At 37.0% G+C, this 26582-nt stretch carries 21 protein-coding genes; 10 read left to right on the forward strand and 11 right to left on the reverse strand.

The genetic code is table 11. From position 1 onward, the window contains the following. Positions 1 to 268 precede the first annotated feature (268 nt). From SGJ10_13445 to SGJ10_13455, 3 genes are read right to left on the reverse strand one after another with little or no spacing between them, the layout of a single operon-like run. The gene (locus SGJ10_13445) at positions 269 to 4711 is read right to left on the reverse strand and encodes a PKD domain-containing protein (protein MDZ4759125.1); all 4443 of its coding nucleotides are present in this window, start codon (positions 4709 to 4711) and stop codon (positions 269 to 271) included. Between the two features lie 48 nt (positions 4712 to 4759). Continuing rightward, positions 4760 to 6016: a gliding motility-associated C-terminal domain-containing protein gene (locus SGJ10_13450; protein ID MDZ4759126.1), complete on the reverse strand. Its 1257-nt coding sequence runs from the start codon at positions 6014 to 6016 to the stop codon at positions 4760 to 4762. Then, complete coding sequence (locus SGJ10_13455) at positions 6003 to 6578, reverse strand: sigma-70 family RNA polymerase sigma factor (protein ID MDZ4759127.1); 576 nt, start codon at positions 6576 to 6578, stop codon at positions 6003 to 6005. The genes SGJ10_13450 and SGJ10_13455 overlap by 14 nt, the downstream gene beginning before the upstream one ends. A 464-nt stretch (positions 6579 to 7042) precedes the next feature. On the opposite strand from SGJ10_13455, the gene SGJ10_13460 reads away from it, so the two are divergent. From SGJ10_13460 to SGJ10_13480, 5 genes are all read left to right on the forward strand, one after another. Further along, positions 7043 to 7648, forward strand: a complete 606-nt coding sequence (locus tag SGJ10_13460) for a hypothetical protein (GenBank protein ID MDZ4759128.1) — start codon at positions 7043 to 7045, stop codon at positions 7646 to 7648. A 12-nt stretch (positions 7649 to 7660) separates the two neighbouring features. Next, positions 7661 to 8578, forward strand: a complete 918-nt coding sequence (gene miaA / locus SGJ10_13465) for a tRNA (adenosine(37)-N6)-dimethylallyltransferase MiaA (GenBank protein ID MDZ4759129.1) — start codon at positions 7661 to 7663, stop codon at positions 8576 to 8578. Between the two features lie 45 nt (positions 8579 to 8623). Continuing rightward, positions 8624 to 9367 (forward strand): TerC family protein, encoded by a 744-nt coding sequence (locus tag SGJ10_13470; GenBank protein ID MDZ4759130.1) that lies wholly within the window; start codon positions 8624 to 8626, stop codon positions 9365 to 9367. Between the two features lie 126 nt (positions 9368 to 9493). Then, positions 9494 to 10132, forward strand: a complete 639-nt coding sequence (locus tag SGJ10_13475) for a peroxiredoxin (protein MDZ4759131.1) — start codon at positions 9494 to 9496, stop codon at positions 10130 to 10132. Between the two features lie 198 nt (positions 10133 to 10330). Beyond that, entirely contained in the window at positions 10331 to 10756 is a 426-nt protein-coding gene (locus SGJ10_13480) for a hypothetical protein (GenBank protein ID MDZ4759132.1), read from the forward strand. A gap of 14 nt (positions 10757 to 10770) precedes the next feature. Here SGJ10_13480 and SGJ10_13485 read toward each other — a convergent pair whose 3' ends face one another. The 6 genes from SGJ10_13485 to serC form a co-directional block, all read right to left on the reverse strand. Continuing rightward, positions 10771 to 13401, reverse strand: coding sequence for a TonB-dependent receptor (locus SGJ10_13485; GenBank protein ID MDZ4759133.1), 2631 nt, complete (start codon positions 13399 to 13401; stop codon positions 10771 to 10773). 27 nt (positions 13402 to 13428) lie between these two features. Further along, positions 13429 to 14346: a DUF4249 domain-containing protein gene (locus SGJ10_13490; protein MDZ4759134.1), complete on the reverse strand. Its 918-nt coding sequence runs from the start codon at positions 14344 to 14346 to the stop codon at positions 13429 to 13431. Between the two features lie 13 nt (positions 14347 to 14359). After that, positions 14360 to 16720, reverse strand: coding sequence for a TonB-dependent receptor plug domain-containing protein (locus SGJ10_13495; protein MDZ4759135.1), 2361 nt, complete (start codon positions 16718 to 16720; stop codon positions 14360 to 14362). A 275-nt stretch (positions 16721 to 16995) separates the two neighbouring features. After that, positions 16996 to 18222 carry a DUF1015 domain-containing protein gene (locus tag SGJ10_13500; protein ID MDZ4759136.1) on the reverse strand — a complete coding sequence of 409 codons (1227 nt, stop codon included), beginning with the start codon at positions 18220 to 18222 and terminating at the stop codon, positions 16996 to 16998. A gap of 157 nt (positions 18223 to 18379) precedes the next feature. Beyond that, positions 18380 to 19348 (reverse strand): D-2-hydroxyacid dehydrogenase, encoded by a 969-nt coding sequence (locus SGJ10_13505; protein ID MDZ4759137.1) that lies wholly within the window; start codon positions 19346 to 19348, stop codon positions 18380 to 18382. 241 nt (positions 19349 to 19589) lie between these two features. Then, positions 19590 to 20654, reverse strand: coding sequence for a 3-phosphoserine/phosphohydroxythreonine transaminase (gene serC / locus SGJ10_13510; protein MDZ4759138.1), 1065 nt, complete (start codon positions 20652 to 20654; stop codon positions 19590 to 19592). 227 nt (positions 20655 to 20881) lie between these two features. Here serC and SGJ10_13515 point away from each other — a divergent pair, with 227 nt between their 5' ends. The 3 genes from SGJ10_13515 (at position 20882) to SGJ10_13525 (ending at position 22597) form a co-directional block, all read left to right on the forward strand. Further along, a complete protein-coding gene (locus tag SGJ10_13515) occupies positions 20882 to 22048 on the forward strand; it encodes an acyl-CoA dehydrogenase family protein (GenBank protein ID MDZ4759139.1) in 1167 nt (388 codons plus the stop codon). A 107-nt stretch (positions 22049 to 22155) separates the two neighbouring features. After that, complete coding sequence (locus SGJ10_13520) at positions 22156 to 22299, forward strand: hypothetical protein (GenBank protein ID MDZ4759140.1); 144 nt, start codon at positions 22156 to 22158, stop codon at positions 22297 to 22299. Positions 22300 to 22465: 166 nt separating this feature from the next. Continuing rightward, entirely contained in the window at positions 22466 to 22597 is a 132-nt protein-coding gene (locus SGJ10_13525) for a hypothetical protein (GenBank protein MDZ4759141.1), read from the forward strand. 6 nt (positions 22598 to 22603) lie between these two features. Here SGJ10_13525 and SGJ10_13530 read toward each other — a convergent pair whose 3' ends face one another. Then, a complete protein-coding gene (locus SGJ10_13530) occupies positions 22604 to 23986 on the reverse strand; it encodes an AAA family ATPase (protein MDZ4759142.1) in 1383 nt (460 codons plus the stop codon). Between the two features lie 401 nt (positions 23987 to 24387). Between SGJ10_13530 and SGJ10_13535 the strand changes: the two genes are divergently transcribed. After that, entirely contained in the window at positions 24388 to 24918 is a 531-nt protein-coding gene (locus tag SGJ10_13535) for a hypothetical protein (GenBank protein ID MDZ4759143.1), read from the forward strand. 152 nt (positions 24919 to 25070) lie between these two features. Further along, positions 25071 to 25721 (forward strand): HD domain-containing protein, encoded by a 651-nt coding sequence (locus tag SGJ10_13540; protein ID MDZ4759144.1) that lies wholly within the window; start codon positions 25071 to 25073, stop codon positions 25719 to 25721. Between the two features lie 135 nt (positions 25722 to 25856). Here the strand turns inward: SGJ10_13540 and SGJ10_13545 are convergent, their stop codons facing one another. Then, complete coding sequence (locus SGJ10_13545) at positions 25857 to 26165, reverse strand: T9SS type A sorting domain-containing protein (GenBank protein ID MDZ4759145.1); 309 nt, start codon at positions 26163 to 26165, stop codon at positions 25857 to 25859. Positions 26166 to 26582: the final 417 nt, after the last annotated feature.

Raw genomic sequence — 26582 nt, forward strand, 5'->3', positions numbered from 1 at the left:
ACAGCTTTCTACTCATTTGCATTTTCCATAGTTAAGGAAAGTATTTATCAAATTATATTTTTTGGGAGCTGTTATTTTGCCACCCCGCCGCAGCGGGCTACTGTAAATAAAAAAGGGCAGCATTCTAAGTTTTAAAATTCGTGTTTCAAACCTTTATATTTATTAAAATCGAATTATGAAAGAGGTCTAATGAAGTATGTACTAAAAAAGCATCAATAAAAAAGCCGCCTATTTGTGTTAGGCGGCTTTTTCTTATTTGATATAAATATTATTGCTTTCTTAAAAGGGTAATGGTTCCTTTTGCCGATCCCCAAGGTTTATCAGCATTGGGTCTTTCTATGAATGTTTGTTCAAAGAAGTTCTCAGCTTTTTTAGGCTCTTTCCATGCACGTAACTTCCATTTAAAATTAAAGAAGTATGTACCTTCTGGGCAGGTAGAGCCGTCATTTTGGTTCTTACCATTCCACTGCATCTGAGGGTCGGTGGTATGGAATACGCGTTCACCCCAACGGTTGAAAATCCACAACTCGTAAGGAGTAGAGTCTTTGGTAGAAAGGCCTTTGGTTTCGCAGAAATAACCATCGTTTATACCATCGCCATCAGGTGTAAAGCTGTTTGGTATAATAACGTTCACATCAAAGTTATTCTGAACTTTCTTGCATATAGAGTCTGTACACCTACCGTTGGTAACGAACAAGCAAACAAGGAATTCTCCTGTATCATTACCATAGTCAACATCTGGGTTTTTCAACGACGATTTATTGGCAGGTCCTAATTTAGGGTCGCCGAAATCCCAAGCCCAAGTTGTTACATTGCCTGAACTGCTATCCAAGAAATGGAATTTGGGTATCTCAACATTTGGATCCCAACCAAAATTAGCTTTCACACTATCAATAGTAATAGTTCCAAAAGTATCATCGGGGCAAAGATGGGTTGTAGGTGTAAACAGTATTTTATAAGTACCTGCTTTGGTAAACACGTGCCAAGTGGTATCTTCTGTTACCTTATGTATTTTGGTAGAATCTTTATATCTAATACTGGTATCGTGTGCCGTTGCACCATCTCCAAAATCGTAGTTCATAAATACCAACTCTGTATCGCTCATATTGATGAATGGCACTCTATCGCCCACACATGCAACTGGTTGATTATAGAATCGAGCTTGCGGTGTTCTTAAAACTACAACTATAATAGGCTGCTGGAATCCATTGACCGTATCGGGATAGGTAGCCTCGCATATACGATTAGTTCCTGTAGTGGGGTCATAAATTGCTCCCGAAGAAGTTAAGGTAATATGATAAACGCCTGGGTCGGTGAATAGATGGGTAAAGTTAGAATCGCTCTGTGTTGCTTCTGATATTGTTTTAAAGGTTCCATTAGGTAGCTTCTGATTGAAACGCCAAATAAAATTCTTAGAAATAGTATCTGAAAGGTTATCAAATGTTACAGCAAAAGCAGCACAACCTGTATCTTCGGTTAGTATCGCACATTTTGGCAATGGGCCTATTACCCTAATCTGTTTTGAAATTGTATCCCAACAACCTGTAGTGGATTTGACTATGAGTTTCACCGTAAAGAGTCCATTCGAGGTATATTGATGTGTAGGATTCTGCAATATACTTGGGTTTGTTTTGTCTCCAAACTCCCAAAACCATGAAGCTATCACATCTTTACATTTACCTTGGCTTTTGCAGGGTCCCCAAGTATAGGAAAGGTCGAGGAAGTTTACCAACTGACCACAATATAAGGTATCGCGTGATGTTTTAAAATCGGCAGTTACATCATTTACATATATATTTTGGTGAATCGTATCTCTACATCCCAGCGAATCTTTGGTTACCAATCTCACATCAAATATGCCAGTATCGGAGAATGAGTGATAAGCAGTATCTGCTTTAGATGAAGGGTTTATGGGGTCACCAAATAACCAAAGGAATGTCTCATAGCCTCCTGCTGGTTTTGGACGAGGTTGTCCCCATCTGTCTAGCGTAGGAGTTTCCCAGAATGGATAATCATCCCATTCAAAGTAAGAGAAAGGAGGTCCAAGTGGATCCCAATAACGTATAAAGTGGGTAAACTGCGTTGCATTTTTCGTATTACATATTATAGTATCATCAGTATACAGTTCTGCCATATTACCTATCAGAATACGACCATTTTTCCTCACAGAGTTATAGCAACTATCGGTATTGGTCATGGTAACTGATAGATAATAAACTCCTCGCTTCGGATATTGATGGTACATGGTAGGAATTATAGTATCGGGCAATAAATTCGTAATATCGGTGGAGGTAAATCCTCCATACTGGTCAAATTGATATCGCATTCTTTGGTAAGGCCTTCTCGAAATGGTATCGACAGTTACCGCTCCATCGCCCCAGTTCCAGGCTATAGATACAATACTGTCTTGGGTGGTATCAACCATGTGTACCATTACATAAGACCATGGGCAATCGTAATTTCCAGTAAGGTTCTGACCAGTATAAAACAATGCATTGTTAGGAACGAATCTCAAGCGGTGGTGGAACCAAAATGTATCTGAGCACCAACGTCTAATTGTAGAGTCATACTCGCCTTTTCTGTTTTGTATGGCAAAACCAAGTGTTACCCATCCGTTAGAGTCGCAAACTTTAGGTGTATAGAATCTTTGGTATTGGGTAGGCCAAGGTGGCAATGGGCTCCATGGTGGAATACTAAATGCTGACTGGGGTGTCCAACACTTCGGATCACTAGGGTATGCACAACAAGCCGAATCGAAACATATAGAAACAAACTGCTGGGTGCAACCGGGTTTCGATTTGTCCCATTTGAACTTGATATTATAAGGTGGGGGTGAAACTGTATAACAATTCTTTCCTTCAGTTTTCAAATAGCTCGCATCTGGATTCATCAATGCAAATGGAACTTGGGCCATACTGTTACATTCAACAGCATAGCTTGCATTCATAATGGTATCGTATTTATACCACTCGCCTTTCATCACAAATTTTGGGGTATGGCACCGCTCTTTGATATGTGTGGTATCATACTTATGCTCAGGCATCCAATCGTAGCTATAGTGGGTATTTTTTGCTGTCCAAAAAGTATCTAATCCTGTAATAACTGAATCGCAATTTTTGTGGCGATAGTATATACGGTAATTAATGAATGTGTCAGTTTTTGTTTTATCCACAGCATTTTTGGCTGTTTTTGTATTGACATATACAAAAGCATGTACCAAGAACGGCATCGGTATCCCCAGAAAACACGTGGACGTAGTATCATACTTCCCTGTATTCCCATCATAATGATAGGTTAAAGTATCTTTTAAATTAGCCCAAGCACAGATAGCGGTATCGTTAATAGACAAGGCATTACTGTTATCGTCGAAGTCCCAATAAAACTGAATATGTACTGCATCACAAATCTCGCTGTGGTTTGGGAAATGCACGGTATTGATTACACGGCACTGATGTCTTTCGGTATCAGCAATCTCCCCCGGTGGACTTTCGATTGTGGCTCCCGGACCATAAAGCATCATACTATCCACACTATCTAACTTTTGACAAGGTGGTTGCCATACTAGCATTAGTACTTTTTTAGGACCACATTTTGGATAAACGTGAGATGGTGCCCAAGTACCTGAGTCCACATTATTCGGAGGTGGGTGCAGGTAGAACCAATACACTTGTTGTTGACCAGGAATGGGTGCAAACAATGGGGTACTGTTAAATTCTAGTAAGTGACCTCCAAAACACATAGTGTCATCTTTAACCGTTGGGTCTAACGTGAGGTTAATATTATCACCCGCATAGGGGTTGGTAAATTGATCTATACAACCAAACTTGGATTTGATTCGAAGTGTGGCTGCAAAAGGCCCTGATTTATAATAGACATGTGTGAATTTTTTCCAGTATTGGGCTTTCTCTGCACCTGTTGGCGGAGAACTCGATTTGAAGGTAGTGCCATCGCCAAAATTCCATTCAAACCATTCAATTACGTTTGGGTTGATGGAAGATCCATTGGAAAAGACTACTGGAGTTGAATCGCACTTTACGACATACTGTGTGGTGAACCTCGCCCCTATCTTATCAAGCACCAAAAAGTCGGAGTCGATTTTGAACTCGGCTATACAACCATTGGTATCAGTAATAATTAATTTGGGAGAACGCCAACGTCCAACAGAATCGAGATAGGTATGGCAAACAAATTTATTGTTAACCCAATCGGCACCCGTTGAATCGTAAGAACCATCGTCCCAAAGTATCACACGGCGGATAATTTTGGCATTAGTTACAGAATCGGGCAATGACAAATCTGTTAAACAGAAATTGTTACCTTCGTAACATTGTGTATCCTTCAAATTCCCATTACTTAATTTGTAATTGGGCCGAGGTTTTGGGAACACTGTAATGATGGGCATATTTGAACCTGTTACACAACTATCGCCATTGTTCAGATAAACCGTAAGTTTTGGCTTATAAATACCAGGCGAGGTGTACTGGAAATTGGGGTTGTCCTGTGTGTTGGAAGACCCATCACCATAATACCAGCGGTAACTTTTTACATTGGCGTTGGCAGCTTTGGTTGGGCTTGGGGTAAAGGTAAGTTGGTCTCCCAAACAAACCTTCACCTTGTCAACCGTAAAGCTACAAGTAATTTGAGCTTGTGCTGACCATCCTATCAGGAGGAAAGCAAAAAGCATTGTTAAATTTAATTTTATATGTCGCATAATGATAATTGTTGGCGAAATTAGTGGATTTGATTTTATTGTTATAATTTATTTTCTGAACAAGTTTAAGCTTTGCTTCACAATTGGTTCTGGGTGGGTAAATTGTTCGAATTGATAAACAAGCTGTATAGTATAGTTTGGGCCAGCAGGCATGGGCATATTATTATAAGTCCCATCCCAACCTTCAGTGGGTTTATAACTTTCGAATACTGTTTGACCTTTAGCATCAATTATTTCTAGATGGTAAAATTTTAACGGAATATCTTTAAGCAAGGTGAGATAAGTATCGTTGATTCCATCATTATCTGGGCTAAATGTATTATTTATTTCAGATATATAAACGGGCGTCTTTAGATTAATTTCACTCGATGTATGACAAAAACTATTGGTTAAAAACGTTGCATTCATTTGACCTGCGTCAGAAGCTACCGAGGTGAATTTATGTGTGAATTCTTTTTTGCTAACTAGTTCACTAGAACCATCCGAAAATTGAACATTCAATTCCAATTTATCAGGATTGTTTATTTTATATAATACAGTACTTGAATTAATAAAGGAAGACCCAATGATAAATACTGGTTTTCTAACTGTTACCATTTCACTATTTCCTTTCACACTCACCTTATATGTTGCTTCTCGGCTATAACTATGTTTTATTTCAGATGAGTTTACTACTTCTTCAAGCCCATCGCCCCAGTTTATCCTTGCACCATTCCAGTTTTGCAAAGTAGCTGTCAGCACCTGATTGGGACAAACTGTATTATCTGATAAATCTATTTTTACTGGAGATACTGTTGGAGTCACATTTCTTGGTAATTGAAGATTATTCATTTTATTTTCATTACTAACTTGATTCCGCTGCGTAACACTCAATTCATTTGGTGGCATTTGTAAATTACCGACTCCATCAGAACCATTTTCGTTGCCTTGTATAGCTGTATTTTGTTTCAGTTTACTACTTGCATTATTATTCTTTGATGGGATATTTTGATTGATGTTATGCCCATCAGCATTGGCAGCATTATTTTCATTTGCTTTCGTATTTTTTTCAGGGCTTGTGGCTATACTATTATTTTGTGTAACAATATGTTGTTGTTCAGAATCTGATTGCGTATATATAACAGCAGTAGCAACTAGACTGCCCGTAATCAAAATACCAGCTACCCATTTCGCCAATAATTTAGCACCAACTTTGATTGTTGCACTGCTGCCCAGACCAGATGATACACCTACCCACGCTGCGGGCGGAGGTGTAGGTGCAAAATTTTGCATCTGGTCTTTTATATGTTGTTCAAAATTGTTCATTATTGGCAATTTCTTTATTATTTAATTTTTGTTGCATGAGTTGTCGTGCCCTAGCGAGTTGCGATTTTGAGGTTCCTTCTGTTACGCCTAACATATCTGATATTTGTTGGTGGCTATATCCTTCTATGATAAATAAGTTAAAAACGGTGCGGCATCCTGCGGGTAATGTATTGATGAGCGAAAGTATTTGTTTTTGATCCATCTTAGAATCGAAGTTAAAATCGTAAGGGGCTTGTTCTGCAATCTCCAAAGATTCGGTTTTGAAAAGAATTTTTTTGTGTCGAACTTGTTCCAAGGAATGGTTCACAAAAATGCGTTTGAGCCAACCTTCCAATGAACCCTCATTCCTAAACACATTCAAATTGGCAAAGGCTTTTATAAAACCTTCCTGCAACCAATCCTTTGCTTCTTCATTATTATCAGCGTATCGCAGGCATATACCATACATTACTGGGGCAAACATGTCATAGAACTTTTTGTGAGCCCGTTGGTCTCCTTTAGCACAGGTATCCAGCAAGTGTTTCTGCTGCTCATAATCTACTGTTGTGCTATAATTTCCCATCCGAACTGAGTCACTTTAATTGTTAGATGCAAAAAACGCATACGCGGTTGGAACGGCAAGTAATTTTTTTTGTCTTTAGTAGATTACCTTATAAATTCCACAAAAAAACCGTCCAAATTTTTGACAAGTTTTGATATTTTCGATTGTGGTTGTTTGCTTTGACAACTCTTCATTCACACAGTCTAGCAGAGTTGTCAAATGTACGATATGCTGTTAAAATTTCAGATGATTATAATGGTGATATAATACCAATTCTTAAACTAAAATAGTTCTCCGCCTGTGGCGGATTTAGTTTTTAGAATGGTAATAACGAACTACATCCCGAAAGCATTCGGGATTAGTCCCCCTTTTTTTTTACTATTATATATTGAGTATCGGTATAAATTAAAAACTATTTTTTATAATACTTATTTCCATAATCCATAAATTTCCCCTTTTTTTGCAGCAAAATACCTTAGCTGCTTATGGCCTTATATAGATTTACTGTTACTTTTGAAGACTACGACGATATTTCTCGTGTAATAGATATCCAGTCTTCGCAGTCGTTTTTAGACTTGCATAAAGCCATTCTTGACTCCATCAAGTTTGACCAAAAACACATGGCCTCATTTTACCTAAGCAACGACCAATGGCACAAGGGCGATGAAATTACTTTGGAAAACATGCTTACCAAAGAGGAAATGAAAAACCCCGAGGTGAAGAAAATTCCTATCATGAAAAAGTCTTTCCTCAATGATTTTATTGAGGACCCGCACCAAAAATTTTTATATGTTTACGACTATTTAGAAATGTGGTCTTTTCATGTAGAGCTTACGGGCATCATCATGAAAGAGGAACCCAAAACTACTTATCCAGTTGTTATCCGCAGCGAAGGTTTGGCTCCAAAGCAATACGACGACAAAAAATTTGTAGTGGTAGAAGACGAAGAATTTGAAGACCTAAAAGAAGGCTTCCTAGGCGAACACCTAGATGTGGGCGAAGGGGTGGACGAGGATACTTTGCTGGACGGCGAAGAAGCTGAGGAATCGGAATTTGGGTCAGAAGAATCTGGCGTAGACGAGGCCATTTAATATTTTACCTTTTTGAAAAACCTTTTGGTTCTTAGTGGCCCAACAGCCAGTGGAAAAACTGCCTTGGCCGAGCAAATAGCCATAGCTTACCAATGCCCGATTATATCAGCCGACAGCAGACAATTTTATAAAGAAATCCCTATTGGTACTGCACAACCTAGCAGAACTAGTCTCAAAAAAATTGAATACTACTTTGTAGCAAATTTAAGTTTACAGGATGAAATGAGTGCTGGTCAATTTGAAAGAGATGCAGGCAACAAAATAATCGAATTATTCAGAAAACATGATTTGGTAATCGTATGCGGAGGTTCAGGATTGTATATAAAAGCATTATTGAGCGGCTTGGATTTATTGCCCGAAAAAAATGAAGCGTTTAGAAATTCACTCATTGCTTTATTCCAGTCACAAGGAATTCAGAGCCTTATGCACCGACTTCCAAAAGAAATATATAATACCCTAAACAAAAGTGATCAGTTGAACCCACAAAGATTGATGCGGCATATCGAAATTGCGGAACTACCGCAAAATATAGAGCATGAAGATTCGCCTCGGCGAACTAACCCTTGGCGGGAATACAAGCAAAATGTAAATATTATATATACCGCTTTGAGTGCAAGCCGCGAGACACTTTATCGAGATATTGATGCCCGAGTAGACCAAATGATGGCCGCTGGATTTGAAAACGAAGTGAGGCAAATACCCTTGTCCATCAAGCATATCAATGCTTTGCAGACTGTAGGATACAAAGAATTGTTTGACTATATAAGTGGCGACACCGATTTGCCTACAGCGGTGAAACTTATCAAACAACATACACGCAATTATGCAAAGAAGCAATTGTCGTGGCTTAGGCGAGAACAAAACGTAACATGGTTTGATTCGGACGTGTCGGATAATTTAATTGAGTTTTTGAAACAAAATTTAAAATAAGCACTTCGCAGCGTGTAAAAATTCTCTAAATTTGCAGCATAAATAATGGACTTATCCGTATTCACCAATACCGACAACTTGTTCACGCTACTTACCCTTACTGGTATGGAAATAATACTAGGCGTAGACAATGTGATTTTTGTATCGATCGTAACCAGCAGGCTACCTCTTCATCAGCAGGCAAAAGGACGGGCCATTGGTCTTTCACTTGCTTTAATAATCAGAATAATATTACTGGCATTTATTAGCTTCCTCGCTGGTATGACCTCCGAAATATTTGCGGTTGCAGGATTTAGCTTTAGTGCCCGCGATTTAATTTTATTGGGTGGCGGTTTATTCCTCATCTATAAAACCACGATGGAGATATATAACAAATTGGAGGGCGAAAACGAAACTCATAATAGCAATGTGAAAAGTGTATTTATGGCGGTGGTTTTCCAAGTCATTATTATTGATATTGTATTCTCCTTTGATTCTATCATCACGGCCATAGGGCTTTCGAAAGTAATAGAAATTATGATTGCTGCTGTGGTTATTTCCATGTTTATAATGTTGGCGTTTAGTGGTGTGGTGAGTAAGTTTATTAACCGCCACCCCAGTATGAAAATGCTTGCTCTTTCTTTTCTGTTAATCATTGGTTTTATGCTGGTAATGGAAGGGCTGCATAAAGAAATAGAAAAAGGTTATGTGTATTTTGCTATGGCTTTCTCGCTGGCAGTAGAAACGCTCAATATCATTATGCGGAAAAAAAGCAAGCCTGTTAAGTTGAAAAACAATTTGAACCCGTAATAGTTATTATAGAATGTCAGTCTGACAAACAACAATTCGACAATCCCGATAGTCCCGCAAGCATGCGGGGGTACAGGATGACAGTAGAATGTAAAATATTAATTAAAAAATAAAAAATAACCCGTTATGTCTATAGTAGGAAAAAAAGCCCCACATTTTATCGCTGATGCAGTGCAAGGCGGTAACTTTATTGAAGATTTCTCATTGGATCAATACCTCGGCGAAAAGCATGTCGTATTTTTCTTTTACCCTTTAGATTTCACTTTTGTATGCCCTACGGAACTGCATGCATTCCAAAACAAATTAGCAGAATTTGAAAAACGCAATGTGGCTGTAGTTGGTTGCTCTGTCGATTCAAAATTTAGCCATTGGGCATGGTTGAACACACCCAAAAATGATGGCGGTATTCAAGGCGTCACTTACCCAATAGTTGCCGATATAAATAAAACCATCACGAGTAATTATGAAGTACTTGCAGGTCATTACGAGTATGATGATGAAGGCAACCAAATATGGGTGGGCGATTTGGGCCACGATGCTGTTGCTTATCGTGGTTTGTTTTTAATAGACAAAGATGGCGTAGTTCGTCATGCTGTAATTAATGATCTTCCTTTAGGCCGCAGTATTGATGAAGCTTTGCGTATGGTTGATGCATTACAATTCAACGAAACAAATGGTGAAGTTTGTCCTGCAGATTGGTCTCAAGGCAAAGATGGATTGGTTGATAATGCTGATGGTATTGCAAGTTATTTGACGACGCACTAAGATTTATATTCATATAATAAAAACCCTGTACAATTTTTTGTGCGGGGTTTTTTGTTATATTATACATCGTCAGTCAGAGACTGAGATAATAAAACTCCCAAGTTACACTTCGCTAAACTTGAGAGGGCGGTGGGCGGTATTTAAAAAAAAATGTTTAATATTAAACATTAAATAAATACATTTGCAAAAAAAATATTTATGAATAAAATAATTGGGATTTTAGTTCTATTTACGATATTTGGTTGTTCTGAAAAGAAAAACAAAACAATGACAGTTCAAAATAATGACCAAAAATCACCTTGTGATACTGCAGTTCATACGGGTAATTTTGTTTTTACTAATCAAACTCCAAAAGTGATACAAATAATGTTTCAAAAAATAAATGACCAACAAATATGGAAGGAATTTGAAGACTTTAAACCACCATATCTTACTTCGGAAATATTCAGAGATGCTACAGTCAATATCAATGATGAAGCATCATTTTTTGAACTAGCACCAGGCACATGGCATTACAAAGTTTTAGGAGGATATTGGAATGCAAACCCAGAAGATAAATTTGAAGCTGAAGGAGATGTATTGGTTGAAAAGTGCAAAACCAATAGAAAGACATTTAAAAAATAGCTGATGTCCAACCCCTAAAACTTTATCACAAAATGCAAATTCAATCTCCTCCCCGTTAAATAATTGGGAACCGCGTATTGGTGATTTTGCAAGTCCTTCACCCAAAAAACAGAAGCGGAATTATTAAATTGTAATAGATTGAAAACCTCCAAAGCTACCCACATACTACTTATATGTTTTGCCCACACGGGTTTTGCTTTTGCCCCGAAAGCTTTCGGGGTTTCGTCCACTATCATTTTGCTGAAACCTATATCCACACGGCGATACGGAGGCAATCTAAAAAAATTACGGAACTTATAATTACCCGGAGGGCCAAATGGTAATTTTCCTCCTGCTACTAAATTGAGCGACATACGATAGCTAGGAAACTTAGGCAAATAATCCTGAAAGAATATATTAAAGTTAAAACGTTGGTCGGTGGGGCGGGGCAAAAATCCTTGGTGAATATATATACTATCCACTACGGTATTAACAGGGTCGTAAGGATTGGGATCATATACTGTTTCACCCTTTGCATTACGAAGTCTATAATAGTCGTCGTTGTCTATATCCTCGGCAGTTTTCATAATACTTAAGCTGGCCCACGATTCCAAATCTTTCACAAAATCGCCATTTACACGCAAGTCCAAACCAGTGGCATAGCCGTGGCTGGCATTTTTGGCGAAGTACCGAATTTTTACATTATCAATATCATAAGGAACTAAATCATCATATTTCTTATAATATGTTTCTGCTACAAACTTGAATGGACGCCCCCAAGCTTTAAAATTCACATCGCTACCCAATACCAAATGGATGGAACGCTGTGCCTGCAAATCTAAATTTAACACGCCTAGTTTGTCACGATACTCTCTATAAAATGGAGGTTGATAATACATCCCTCCTGAAGCACGAAGTAATACATCTTTTTTGCGTTTTGCACCAACCGCCAATTTTTTATTGTATTTCCTGTTGGGCTCCCACGATAAGTTTGCCCGTGGACTTATAATAGCTTGATTGGTTACATCATTATATCCGATGCGAAGTCCATAAGTGAGCATCAACTTACTTGAATCTTTAAATTTAGTGGTGTTTTGTATATAGGCCGTGGCACGGTTGGTGGTTAAGGTATTGTTAGCTTGTAAAAAATCTCTCAGTTCTAGTTTGGGGCCAGGTTTAAAAGGAACTATAAAGTCAGAAGAATCATAAAAATTCCATTCATATAAAGCATCTTTTATATATTCTCTTTGCACATTCGCACCCCATAATATATTCACTTTACGGGTGAGATAACTTCCCTTATGTTGAAATGAAAAAACTTGTATATTCAAGTCATTTCTACCATGCGTAAAATATACCCCTAAGCCACGCAGCGATTTTGGTTTCCCGAAATTTTCTGATGCCAAATTTGTTTCTAAATCACTCAGACGGTAACCACTAATCACATCATAATATTCGTTCTCTTCACTTTGAAATCCAGATGCAATAAATTTGAGTTTACACCTATTATTATTCGAAATCCAACCTAAGGTAAGTCCGCCCATCATCGTATTATAACGCATCAATTCACTACCATCAAAACCAACATATAATTGCATGGCTTGATTCACGGTTCCAAAATTTGTAGTACGATTTTGCGGGATTGATAAATAGCGGTTTTGTGCCAGGCTACCCAAAAAAGATAAATTCCAATTGCTTGTCATATTCCACTTGAGCAATGTCTGGAAATCAGTATAGCGAGGTTTGTAATCGCCTTTGGTATCCAACGAATTTAATATATAAGCAGTATTTCGATAACGAAACCCTGTTAAATAGGTAAACTTCCTGTTTTTACTAATGCCTTCTGCTGATATATAAGTACCCATAAAATTCGCATTTACCGATGCTTTAAAAGTATCGGGTTCTTTATAAGTAACATCTAATACACTCGACATTTTATCGCCATATTTTGCATCGAAACCACCTGCAGAAAATTTTACGGATTTTACCAAATCCCCGTTCACAAAATTAAGCCCTTCCTGCTGCCCATTCCGAACCAATTGCGGACGGTATATTTCTATATCATTTACATATATCAAATTTTCATCAAAATTACCACCACGCACATTATATTGACTGCTAAGTTCATTGTTACTTGCAACTGGTCCAAGTGTTTTTAATAAATTAATAAAAGGATCACCAGGACCCACTATTGTTGCAATCAAAATGGGGTCTAATTCTACTATACCTCCCCTGTCTCTCTGGACAGAGATTTTAACAGGGTCGAACCTTTCTCCCACCGGTAATAATTTCACATCAAGTCTATATACTTTTTCTACATCCAATGGTTTTACATCTTCATTTTGCAAAAAGCTATAATCATCTCTACGAAAAACCAACATATTCATTCTTTCAGCTCCCACAGCTATGCGGTAAAAACCTGTATCATTTGTTCTCACAAAATTGCGGGTTATATAATCTACTACCAATAAATTTTTAACGGGTCTATCCAAAGAGTCCAGTACGATGCCCTGAACTACGGCAAGTTGTTGCGATTGCGAATTGAAACTTAGTAAAAGAAAACATGCAGTAAAAAATGCGGCACGGGCAATTGCAAGCAAGTACTTCAGATAGGTGCAAGACCCCAAAAGCTTTGAATTAGTTGCACTTGCTGAATTTAATGTCATTTATTGTTTATCGTTATTGAAAAATTATTATAAATTTTTCACCCAGTATCTGTAGTTATAAGCTGCAAATATACCGAGCCCGCCTTGAATATTGGTAAACACTAAGGAAGGTTCTGCAAAAGGGTTGTCTTGGTTATTCATGTGAGCTATAGCAGACGTATGGTATTTATAATAGTTTATATCAGTATGCATTATACCAAAAGTTATACTAGTTCGTTGTATACGCTCCCCTTTTCCTTCTGCAAGGAATATAGTTGAATTTTGTATTACCTTCTTATTGTCATATTCTGCATCTGTAACAAATTCATGTTCATCGTTTTCGAAATATGCATAATTATTACGGCCATTTAAATTAGAGTCTATAATATTACCTTGATTATCGTAAACATATTCCCATATTTTAGATTCACTACTAATAAATAAACGATAGTAGTCGGATGGGCTTTTTAAATCTGTAAACGAGGTTGCTAAGCGATAATAAGTACTCATTGTATCTTTGGTATGCTGATCAATTTCTGCTTTCAACTCAATTTTATCCAAACTCAAATCAAATGGTAATGTGTATGGAACAACACAACTGGCTGTAACCATTTCAGTGCCATGTGTTACCTTCAAATTATAGGTTTCGCCAGCAATGATTTTTAACAGCGTCGAATCAATAGTATATGCATCTTCTTGGATACTATACAATACTTTATATACTATATTGTTGTTGGTAATTTCAACGGTAGCATCCTTAATTGTATTATAATTTGCCTGTTGTTTATAACCAAATATAGGTGTTGATTTGCTTACATACACTTTAACCAGTGCCTCTTGTGGCGATATAAATGACTGCACTACTAACAGAATTTTAGCTGGGGGCAATTTCACATTCGTTGCATCCTTTTGGCAGGAACTAAATACTGTAGGAAAAATTAAAAATATAATTATATAGTTTTTCATTGTCGATGTAAAATTAAAATTTGAAACCATAAGTAATAGTTGGCAAAATGGGAAATAAAGTAATTTGTTTGAGTTGCACAAGACCATTAATATCTGTTTGTGTAAAATAGAAAAAAGGATTATAATGATTGTAGGCATTATATATACTCAAATCCCAATAAGAATCATAATGTTTATGTTTTTTGAAATGTTTAATTCCTATATCCATTCGGTGGTAAGCACCCATTCTGCTGCTATTTTTAGCACCGTAAGTTTCGCCAGTCATAAAATTTCCCCATCCTCCTTGATTATTGCCGCCGTTAGGTTCATGCAATATCAAATTGTACTGTGAGTTTTGTAAAGTAATCGCATTGCCCGTACCATATACCCATACAAAAGAAAATGTCCATGATGCATTGGGTTTATATATTCCCACTACCGACATGTCGTGCCTTCTATCATAACGGGCATAAAACTTTTGACCGAAATTTAAATCTGCAAATTGTAACTGTGTCCACGATAAAGTATAGCCTATCCAACCTGTAAATTGTCCTACTTTACGTTGTAATAAAAACTCTGTACCATAGCTCCATCCTCTTCCTTGGGTTACTACTTTTTTCCATTTGTCCTTTCCTGCCTGGCTGGGATCGTCAAATATATCTCCTATTCCCAAAAGTGATGCACCTTCTTTATAGCCTATAATATTTTTCATAGTTTTATAATAACCTTCTACAGTAAGTGCCAAATTATATTTAGGAATATCACGTGCGTAGCCCAGTGCCACTTGCTGCGATTGTTGGGGCTTGAGGAAACTGGTGGTTGGTATCCACAAATCGGTAGGCAATCCAATTCCGGTATTGGACAATAAATGTATATATTGATTCATTAATGCATAGGAAGCCTTAAATGCTTGGTTATTTTTGAGTGTGTAAGCTGTCGAGATGCGAGGTTCCGGATTTATATAAGTTTTGTCTTTCAATGCAAAGCTTGATAAGCGTAATCCCCAATTTACTTTCCATTTTAAATCTGGTTTCCAATAATCTTCTATATATATTCCCGACTCCAAGGCATTTGTAAATTTCTTATTCGTATTGTTCAATGAAGAATCTATAGTGGTTTTAACCGTGACTGCACTGGGGGTGAAATGATGGAAAGTAGCCAAAAACCCAAATTTAAAATGGTGTTTGTTATTATAGTAATAATCAAAATCGTGTTTAATGTTCAAATCGCGAATACCAGAAACATAATCCAACTTATAATAATCTACACCGAAATTAAACTGTTCGTATACTTTAAAATTATAATTACTATATATAAAAGAAGTATTGCTAAAGCATTTACTATTATATAAATGGTTCCACCTCAAAGTCCCTGTAACATTGCCCCAATTAAGGCCTGCGGCTAATTTAAAATCTTGTTCTTTATAGCTTGTAAAAAAAACATCACGCCCAAAATAACCACTTAAGTATAACCTATTTTTTTTATTATAATCGTAATTTACTTTGGCATTTAGGTCATAAAAATTATAACCTCCATCGGCTCCAGGTGCTGTATTTCTAATAAGTGGTCGGAGTATCAAATCCAAATAAGTACGTCTTGCCGATATAAGAAATGATGCTTTGTTTTTAATGAGCGGGCCTTCTAAAGTAAAGCGTGAAGATATACTTCCTATCCCACCTTCGCCATGAAACTTGGTTTTATTTCCTTCCTTCATTTGCATCTCAATCACACTGCTTAGTCGGCCCCCATAGCGTGCAGGGAATCCGCCTTTGGTGAGTTCTACACTTTTGAGGGCATCGCCATTGAACAAGCTAAAAAAACCAAACAAATGATTGGCATTATATACCGGAGCATCGTCAAGTATAATTAAGTTTTGGTCGGGGCCGCCGCCTCGCACATATATACCACTGCTGCCTTCGCTACCTTTTTGCACACCGGGTAATAATTGTAATACTTTTAATACATCTTTTTCTCCCAGCAGTGCAGGCAAATCTTTAATAGTTTGCACAGGTATATTAATCTGGCTCATCTGTGCATCTTCACTTACTTTGGGCTCTTTTTTCCCTTTAATATTAACGCTTTCCATTTTGGCCGTTTGCATAACCATTTCTACTATCAGCTCTGTATCTTTTTGTATATTTATATTGATGATCTCCTTTTCAAAACCACTGAATGCAAAAACCAATTGATGCTGTCCACTATCCACCTGAACCGAATAAAATCCATACTTGTTTGCTTGTACCGAAACTGACAAAAATGGTACTGCCACATTCACACCAGTCAAAGGTTCTCGGCTACCCTTTTCATATATATAACCACTTACTGAATATTTTTTTTGTGCAAAGCATATAATGGGGAACAATGATATAAATATTGCGAGTGTTTTTAACTTCATATAATGTATTGAGTGTTTATATATAATTTTATTTATATTTTTCGTGAATGTAATTCGTAATTTAATGAGAAGTCCATCTTTTAACGTAAACAGTTGGGTTCGTTTGCAAAAGTATTTGTTTATAGCTGATGTTCAATGAGAAAAATTATTCTGAGTGGATTCTGATTGCCGCGGCGAATTGATTCATTGTGAAGAATATTTTGAACTCGGAGACGATATTAAAAGATTCTTTGCGGCCAGGACCAATCGGGGCACTCAGAATGACGTGTATTACATTACCCCATTTCATATACCACCAAACCAGTCCTTATCTTGGGTTCTATCCAAGTAGATTTGGGAGGCATGATGAGATGATGTTCTGCTACTTCTTTTAGTTCATCAATAGATGTTGGATAAAGTGTAATTGCCAAATCTGCTTCTCCACTATCTATCTTATCCTGCAAAGTACCTATTCCTTTTCCTCCATCCAAGAATGAAAGTCGCTTATCGGTTTTACTATCGGTAACATGTAATATATTGTTTAAAATATATTTTTCAACGATACTCACATCCAATTTACCCAAAATATCTTCAGGCATATATTCATCTTTTAAGTTAAGTTGATAGGCATGTCCTTTTATATATAAGCCAAACTCTCCTTTCTGTAAAGGCTGGAAAGGCAGGTGTCCGCATCGGGACACATTGAAAAATACTTTTACTTGGTCTAAAAACTCTCTTTCATGAACTTCATTATCTTTTACCAAACGATGGTATTCATATATTGTTAATTTGGAAAAAGGAATCAGACAAACTGGAAAAAAATTGAATGCTGCATTTCTATCATCATCACTCTCACGGCGATATTCACAGTATGATGCCGCACCTGCACTTCGGTGATGTCCGTCGGCAATATACAATTGTTTCATGCCTGCGAATTGTTCGGTAATTTCTGCAATTTCAGCAGCATCGTTTACAGGCCACAAATTATGTTTTATTTGATCTTCACTCAGGAAATTATATTCGGGTTTGCGTTTGGTAGCATTAGCTATAATACGTTCAATGGCCGCATTGTCAGGATAAGTAAGCAGTACAGGGCAACCGATTGTTTTAATATATTTTACATGTTCCATCAACTCATTCTGTTTTTCAGTGAGTGTATTTTCATGTTTTAATATTATTCCGTTCAAATAATCATCAACTGATGCGGCAGCAATAATTCCTGTATATGCTTTGGAGCCGACAATATTTCTATATATATAATAAGATGCTTCTTCTTCTCTAATTAATACATTTTGATCTAATAGTTTTTCTAAATATTCCCTCCCAAATGTATAATGTTTTTCTGGAATTTTAAACTCATCATCAAAGTGTAAAAATGGTTTTACCACATTCAAATAGCTATTGGGATTTTTCTTTATATGCTTTTTAGCTTCTTCCCTGTGCCCCGACTCTGATGCAGCAGAAACCACGTCAGCTAGGTCTTTAGCGGGTCTTATTGCTTTAAAAGGTATGATAGAAGCCAAAATATTTGCGATTGAACGATTTACGATTTATTTTTGATGTCTATATTTTTTTTATTGCTACTGCAACCCTGAGCGGATCCAGATAGCTATCGGGAAAAGGGTTATTTTATTTTAGTGATCAGTAGTCAGTGGCTATTTACTGTTCACTGATTACTATTTACTTCTTCCTAAAAAACTCTATAATTTTCTCAGCAAGTTCAATTCCAATTCTGTTTTGTGCTTCCATGGTAGAGCCGCCGATATGTGGGCTCAGGGATACATTGGGCAACGAAAATAATTCTGATTTTACGGGTGGTTCTTTCTCAAAAACATCGAGTCCTGCAAATGCAACTTTACCAATTTTCAAGGCATTCAATAATGCTTTTTCATCTATTACTCCACCTCGTGAACAATTAACCAAACCAACACCTGGTTTCAAAATTTCAATCTCCTTCTCTCCAATCACAGCATTATCGCCTTCGTTAAAGGGGACATGCAATGATATAAAATCCGCTTTCTTTAATACCTTTTGTTTGGTCACTGTTTGCAATGGGATTTTTACTACTTTGTCACGCATATTAGGATGAAAATAAAAACTAATTTTCACTTCATCTACATAAGGATCATAGGCTAATACATCCATGCCCATACCTAACGCAATCTTAGCAACCTCTTGGCCTATTCGTCCAAAACCTATAATACCCATAGTGCGACCACGAAGTTCAACTCCATTGGCACAAAACTTTTTCAAATCACCAAATTTTCCTGGTGCATCAATAGCCATTTCTCTATTGGCATAATTTATAAATCTCGCCATCGAGAATATATGTGCGAAAACCAACTCAGCTACAGATGCTGATGACGACATAGGTGTATTAACTACTTTTATGCCTTTCTGCTTAGCATAGTCTATATCAATATTATCTAGTCCCACGCCACCACGCCCAATCAGTTTTAAATTAGGGCACACATCCATTAATTCTTTACGAACTTTGGTTGCACTACGCACCGTTATTACATCATAAGCATTTAGTTTTTTTGCTAATTCTTCTTGCGGAATTTTGGTAGTGTCCACTTTGAATCCAGCTTTCTCTAGCATCTTTTTTCCAGTACTGTCGATTCCGTCGTTTGCGAGTATTTTTATCATATTTAAGTAGTTAGTAAACAGTGGTCAGTAATCAGTGGTCAGCCCACCGCGGCGGGCAGTAATCAGTGGCTGACGCTGGATTTGTAACCATTGCTTATATTTATTTTTTGAATTAATTGTTATTTCTCATTAGTAGTCAGTGGTCAGTGGTCAGTCCGCTGCGGCGGGCAGTGGCCAGTGGTCAGTGGCTGACGCCGAACTTGCCTGCGGCAAGCAGGTGGCACTGACTAGTATTTACCGACTACTGTCCACTTTCAAACTCTTTCATTACATCTACCAAAACTTCTACACTTTCGATAGGTAATGCGTTATATAATGATGCACGGAAACCACCAACGGAGCGGTGACCTTTAATTCCTGATATATTTGCTTCTTTTGCAGCAGCCATAAATGCATCATCCAAATCGGGTTTTGTCATTACAAAACATACATTCATTTTCGAGCGGTCTTCGATTTCGCAAGTTCCTTTAAACAAACTGTTGCGGTCAATTTCATTATATAATAAATTTGCTTTGGCGGTATTGCGAACTTCCATGGCAGCAACACCTCCCATCTCTTTCACCCATTTCAAAGTTTGTAATGAAACATAAATAGCAAATACCGAAGGCGTATTATACATACTTCCATTGTCTATATGTACTTGATAGTTCAGCATGGTTGGAATTTTGCGTTTCACATGTCCCAATAAACCACTTTTAATGATAGCCATTGCAACACCTGCAGCCCCCATATTTTTTTGTGCTCCAGCATATATCATATCAAATTTATTAATATCGATAGGGCGACTAAAAATATCAGAGCTCATATCACAAATCATCGGAATAGGGCTATCGGGGAAGCTTTGCATCTGGGTTCCATAAATCGTATTATTAGAAGTGCAATGGAAATATTTGGCATCCGCGGGAATTGTATAATCCTTGGGAATATAATTAAAATTTTTATCCTCTGAGGAAGCTAATACATTCACATTTCCAAAAAACTTCGCTTCCTTAATTGCTCTGGTAGCCCACACACCAGTATTTACATAGGCAGCGGTATCTGTTTCGTCTAACAAATTATTGGGTATCATATCAAATTGCAAACTAGCTCCACCTTGCAAAAACACGATTGAATAACCATCGGGTATATTATATAATTCTTTAATGAGTGCAACAGCTTCATCAATCACCGCTTCAAATTGCTTGCTACGGTGTGAAATTTCGAGAATTGATAAACCCGTGCCTGCAAAATTATTAATAGCATCAATTGAATTCTTGATTGCCTGTGCGGGTATGATGGCTGGTCCTGCAGAAAAATTATGTATCATAAATAGGGTTTTAATTTTGATGCGAAATTATTCGATTTTGTCCAAATGCTCAAGATAATCAAGGTAATTTATTGTCCACACAGCTAAATAATTAACCGTCTCGGTGTTCAAACCTGTTAATGACAGGCTCAAAAAATTAACAAAAAGCAGAATTTGGGATTAAATAAATTGGGGATGACACATTCAGCCTTTATTTTTGCAGACATTGTACTTATAAAATAAAACGCATGACAACTGATACTACTTCCACAATTTCTTTTGCACAAACCGAGAACCAACGCATGATAGCTGATATGGTTCGTGAGTTTGGCGATAAACACATTCGACCGAAGATGATGGAATGGGACGAGAGCCAAGAGTTCCCCGTTGAGGTTTTCAAAAAACTGGGAGAGCTAGGATTGATGGGCGTTTTAGTCCCACAAGAATATGGAGGATCAGGTTTTGGATATTTGGAATATGTAACTGCAATTGTTGAACTTTCAAAAATTTGTGGTTCAATCGGTTTGTCAATGGCTGCTCACAATTCATTAGGTACAGGTCATATTTTACAATTTGGAAACGAAGAACAAAAACAAAAATACCTTCCCAAACTTGCTACTGCAGAATGGATTGGTGCTTGGGGATTGACTGAACCAAATACAGGAAGTGATGCAGGTCGTATGATGACCACCGCTGTAAAAGATGGCGACCACTGGGTGATTAATGGAGCCAAGTCGTGGATTACCCATGGCAAAAGCGGTAATGTAGCTGTTGTTATAGTTCGCACAGGCGAACTGCTCGACTCACATGGCATGACTGCATTTATTATAGAAAAAGGAACAGCCGGTTTTTCTGCGGGTCGTAAAGAAAATAAATTGGGCATGCGTGCCAGTGAAACTACCGAACTCATTTTTGAAAACTGTCGTGTGCACAATGATCAAGTATTGGGCAAAGTAGGCGATGGTTTTGTGCAAGCCATGAAAGTACTTGATGGAGGTCGTATATCCATTGCCTCATTGGGATTGGGAATTGCCAAAGGTGCTTTTGAAGCATCGGTGAAATATGCAAAAGAGCGTCAGCAGTTTGGAAAGCCCATTGGAGAATTCCAAGGAATTGGTTTTAAATTGGCCGATATGGCTACGCAAATTGAAGCAGCCGAACTATTGACCATGCAAGCAGCATATATGAAAAACGAAGGACAGAATGTAAACAAGCAATCGGCCTTTGCAAAATATTATGCCAGTGAAGTTGCCGTACGTTGTAGCACTGAGGCTATTCAAATATTTGGAGGCTATGGTTATACCAAAGATTATCCTGTAGAAAAGTATTATAGAGATTCAAAACTTTGCACCATTGGTGAAGGTACTTCTGAGATACAGAAGTTGGTAATTTCGAGAGCGATTTTGAAGGAATAATTTGGGGCTACCGTCATTCTGAGTCTCGTTGAAAAATGCAAAAAATATTTGACTATTTTTGACGAGACGAAGAATCTCTTGAAATGGAACACGTTTAAATAACTTATATGAAATCCATAAAATCCAAACATATAACAACATTCGAAGAACATTTAGAAAATCGGTATGGTAAAATTGGTTCGGTAAAGAGAACTGAGTTCGAAATAAAAGCGAAGTCATTTGTTGCACAAGAATTAAAACATGCTAAATAATACCGACACTCAATATATAATAGTCCAAAAGAAAGGGACTAATCCCCCCGCATCCCGATAATTATCGGGATTAAGCGGGGCATTCGGGATGTAGTTCGGTATTACCATTCTAAAAACTAAATCCGCCACAGGCGGAGAACTATTTTACTTTAAGAATTGGTATAAAATGGGACACATCAAAGAACCAGAAGGTTTTGATTTAGCAATCAATAGTAGGTCTTTGTCAGTTGAAGAAGAAGAAGCCGTCAGCAAATATATTCGCGAATACAAAGCAAAAAATTTGAACAAGAAGAAATAATTTATATTACTTTTTCCTCTTCCTATTCCCCTCCATCTTCTTCACCTCTTCTTCAAACCATGCTATATATCCATCTAGTTGCGATGCAAGATAATAAGGCAAGTTAAGCAGATGATAGTCTTTGCCCGTCATCGTTTTTATTCCTGTAATTTTAAAATCGCCACTATAGAAACGAATAGCCATTTTGTGTGGAGATTCATCCATATATAAGTGCAAAGATTTTAACGTTCCTGCTGCACCAGATTTAACTTCAACAGGAATTAAATTTCCTTCAAATGGATATATATAATCAATCTCGGCCATCGAAGTTTTTTTCTCACGAACCCAAAAATTCAAACTATATAATGCATTAAAATGCGAGGCCAATAGTTCTTGTCCCACTAAATGTTCTATCATAATACCATTATATACATTATTCAAATCCTGGGTGCCCATAATTTCTTTTTGTATACCTACAAAATAGTTAAGCATACCTGTGTCTAAAACTTGCAAGCGTGGAGATTTTTTATAATCGGGCATTAGGGGCAAAACCACATTTGTTTGCGGATATATCAATTGAATGAGCAGGGCTTTCTCTAAGGCACGTAGGGCTTCTCCCATTTCTCTACTACCATAATTGGATTTCCCAAAACCCTGAAATTTGATGCGTTTTCCTGCTTCACTATAGCTGGCACGAATAGCTTGTCTGATGGTTTGCAATTGAACATTATTGCTTGCATATTTTTCAACATCGTCTATATAAGAAACTATCAACGATTCATATATTTTATTCAAGGAAACCAAATCTTTTGATTTGGCATATTGTTCAACAATCTCGGGCATGCCTCCTATCAAACTATAGGTTTTGAATAACTGTAATAGTTTTTCATGGGCGAAAGATGCTATCGGAATAGTAGTTAATTCTTTCAATGCAGTTTTTTCGCCTATCGCATCCAAAAATTCAGGGAATGAAACAGGACGAACTACTAAATAATCGACACGACCAACAGGGAAACTTATATTTCTATCGAACAAAGATTCCAACATCGAGCCTGCTGCTATAATATATAGTTCGGGCATTTGCTCGTAGAAATAACGGAGTATATTAAGTGCTTCGGGAACTTCTTGTATTTCGTCAATAAAAATGAGTGTTTTTTGTTTGGCTGAATACTTTTTATTTTTTGCAAAAAAAAGTGACTGAACCAGGTCTTCAATTTTTGTGAACTCTCTGAAGGGATCACTATCGACCTTTATTTCTAGGTTCAAATAAAGGTACTGATCGAACTGGGTACCAAACAAATTGACCAAAGTAGTTTTGCCAACCTGCCTAGCACCCCTCAAAACCAATGGTTTCCGCTTTTCACTTGCGGCCCATTTTTCCAATTCTCTAAATACTATCCTACTAAACATGTCACAAAGTTAGGGTAAATACTACAAATTTTTGTCATAAAGTTAGGGTTGTTTTTGTCATTTTCTGTCACAAAGTTAGGGTAATTTTTGATATTTTTTGTCACAAAGTTAGGGTTGTTTTTGATATTTTTTGTCACAGAGTTAGGGTTGTTTTTGTCTTTTTTTGTCACAAAGTTAGGGTAAATTTTACAATATTTTGTCACAAAGTTAGGGTAATTTTTACAATATCTTGTCACAAAGTTGGGGTAATTATTGTAAAATATTGTCACAGAGTTAGGGTTGTTTTTGTCATTTTTTGTCACAGAGTTAGGGTAAATATTGCCGATTTTTGTCACAAAGTTAGGGTTGTTTACTTTTTAAGAATGCTAAAAAAGTAGACAGAAAACAAGTATTTTTGCCCCATGTCTAACCCATTCAAACAAGAATTAATTAGTGCATTAATGCGAGAACATTCCATTAAAAATACGATGGCAATTGTTGGGTTAATTGGTGGAGAGCAAAAGAAGTTTGATATACTGATGGATTTATTTTTCCATGGTGAATATAGAATCGTACAACGTGCATCGTGGGTGCTGGGCCATTGCGGAGAGATGCATCCCCAACTAATTAAAAAATGGATTAAGCCCTTGCTCGAAAATCTTTCCAATCAAGTTCATGATGCTGTAAAAAGAAATACTGTAAGAATTTTACAGGAATATATAATCCCTGAAGAGTTAAGTGGTTTGGCGTACGATCAATGTTTCAAATTATTAATTAGCCCCACCGAACCTATAGCGGTTAAGGCATTTTCCATGCAAGTATTATATAATATAACGACAGATATTCCTGAGCTAAAACCCGAATTGGCAGAAGCGATCAGCAAACAATTACCTTTCGGTTCAGCCGGTTTAAAAAGTAGAGGTGGGAAGATTTTGAAGTTGTTGGGATATTAATATCTCCGTCGTATTCCTAAAATCATTCTCCGCCGCGGCGGAATAATTAATTCAATCGTAAATGTTAATGTCTATTATATATGAATCCTTGTCCACAATGTGGAAACTTAGGCTTAACATATGCTTAATCGTATATAATACATTTGCACACCATGGATAAAACACTACAGAACCTAGTTGAAAAACTTATATTAAAAGATGAGTTTTTTGATATCAACAACAATATACATAACAAGGCCCACACCTACCGTGTGATGTGTCATATCATAACATTGAGCGAACGTGTAGGACAAATCCGCGAAGGCAGTTTGGCTATGTGTGCTGCATTTTTACACGATATGGCCCGCACCGACAGTGGTTTTTGCAAACTACATAATAAATGGGCAGCCGAGGTAAAACTTCCACAGTATGAAGAATTCTTTTTCGAATGTGGGGTAAGCCGTAAAGACCGTGAAGAGATAAGAGTTGCAATTAATTTCCATAGCATCGATCAAGAATTGGATAGATTCCATCCTTTTGCAAAAACAACTGCTATATTAAAAGATGCCGATGCATTGGATCGTTTCCGTTATGGGGATGATGATTTTGATGCGAAGTTTTTGCGTTATAAAACGTCATTACAATTGATAGATTTCGGTAGACATTTATATATCGAAACCAAAAACAATAAAGACTTAACTTTGCTAGAATGCTTACGTATTCGTGATGAATTTTTCGCTCAACAAAAAGAAATTGAAGCTTTAACAAAGCCAGTTGAAGAAGAAGGGATTTTCAGAAGGGTGTTTACAAGGATGTTTGCGTAGTAGGATTCGGGAATTGCGATTCGGTTAGCCGCGGCGAATGGGGCTATAAAGCTGATGATTGTTAGATGCCTGTGGTTGCGTGTTATCGCCAACCACACTTATATCAACTAATAACCAACCTTAACTAATTTTCTATTATATATTTCCTTCGTTATCACAGCGTAATATATATATTCCATTTTGCATTGCCGATAAATCAATCGTCGTATTCTGATTGGCTAAAATTAGTATATTATTCATTACCATCTTTCCTGAAATATCTATAATACTTGCTGCTAGATTTTTGCTCGACTGCGAACTTATTTGTATTTGATGATTATTTATATATAATACTTCGATGAGTGAATTTCTATCCATATCTGAAATTGATTCTGGATAAAAAAAGATGGTGTCATCTACTACAAACACATAGCTACTGCCAGCTATTATTATAGACCTAACCACGGTAGGGCCTACTCTATTATACCGAAACTCAATATATAATAGTCCACAAAAAGGGGACTAAACATATTGTAGTTCGGCATTACCATTCTAAAAAACTAAATCCGCCACAGGCGGAGAACTATTTTAGTTTAAGAATTGGTATAAACTTAAGATGCTGAATAGCTCCTTTATATTTATTACCACCCGGAAAAGGCACAGTCCATTCGTAAAATAAATCTGAATCTCGAATTCCAATTCTTGTACTTTCCATTTTTAATTCAAAGCTATCATTACCCAAATAATTGGTAACTACTCAGGTAGGTAAAACTCAATGGTGTCAATGGCTTTCAATTCAAGTGGAAATGCAATGATATTTACAGAAGTGAGCATTTATAGGTGTTCTTCAGAATATAGAATTTATCAACATATTAACATAGT

It is taken from the genome of Bacteroidota bacterium, from assembly GCA_034439655.1.
Lineage (GTDB): Bacteria > Bacteroidota > Bacteroidia > UKL13-3 > UKL13-3 > CANJUD01.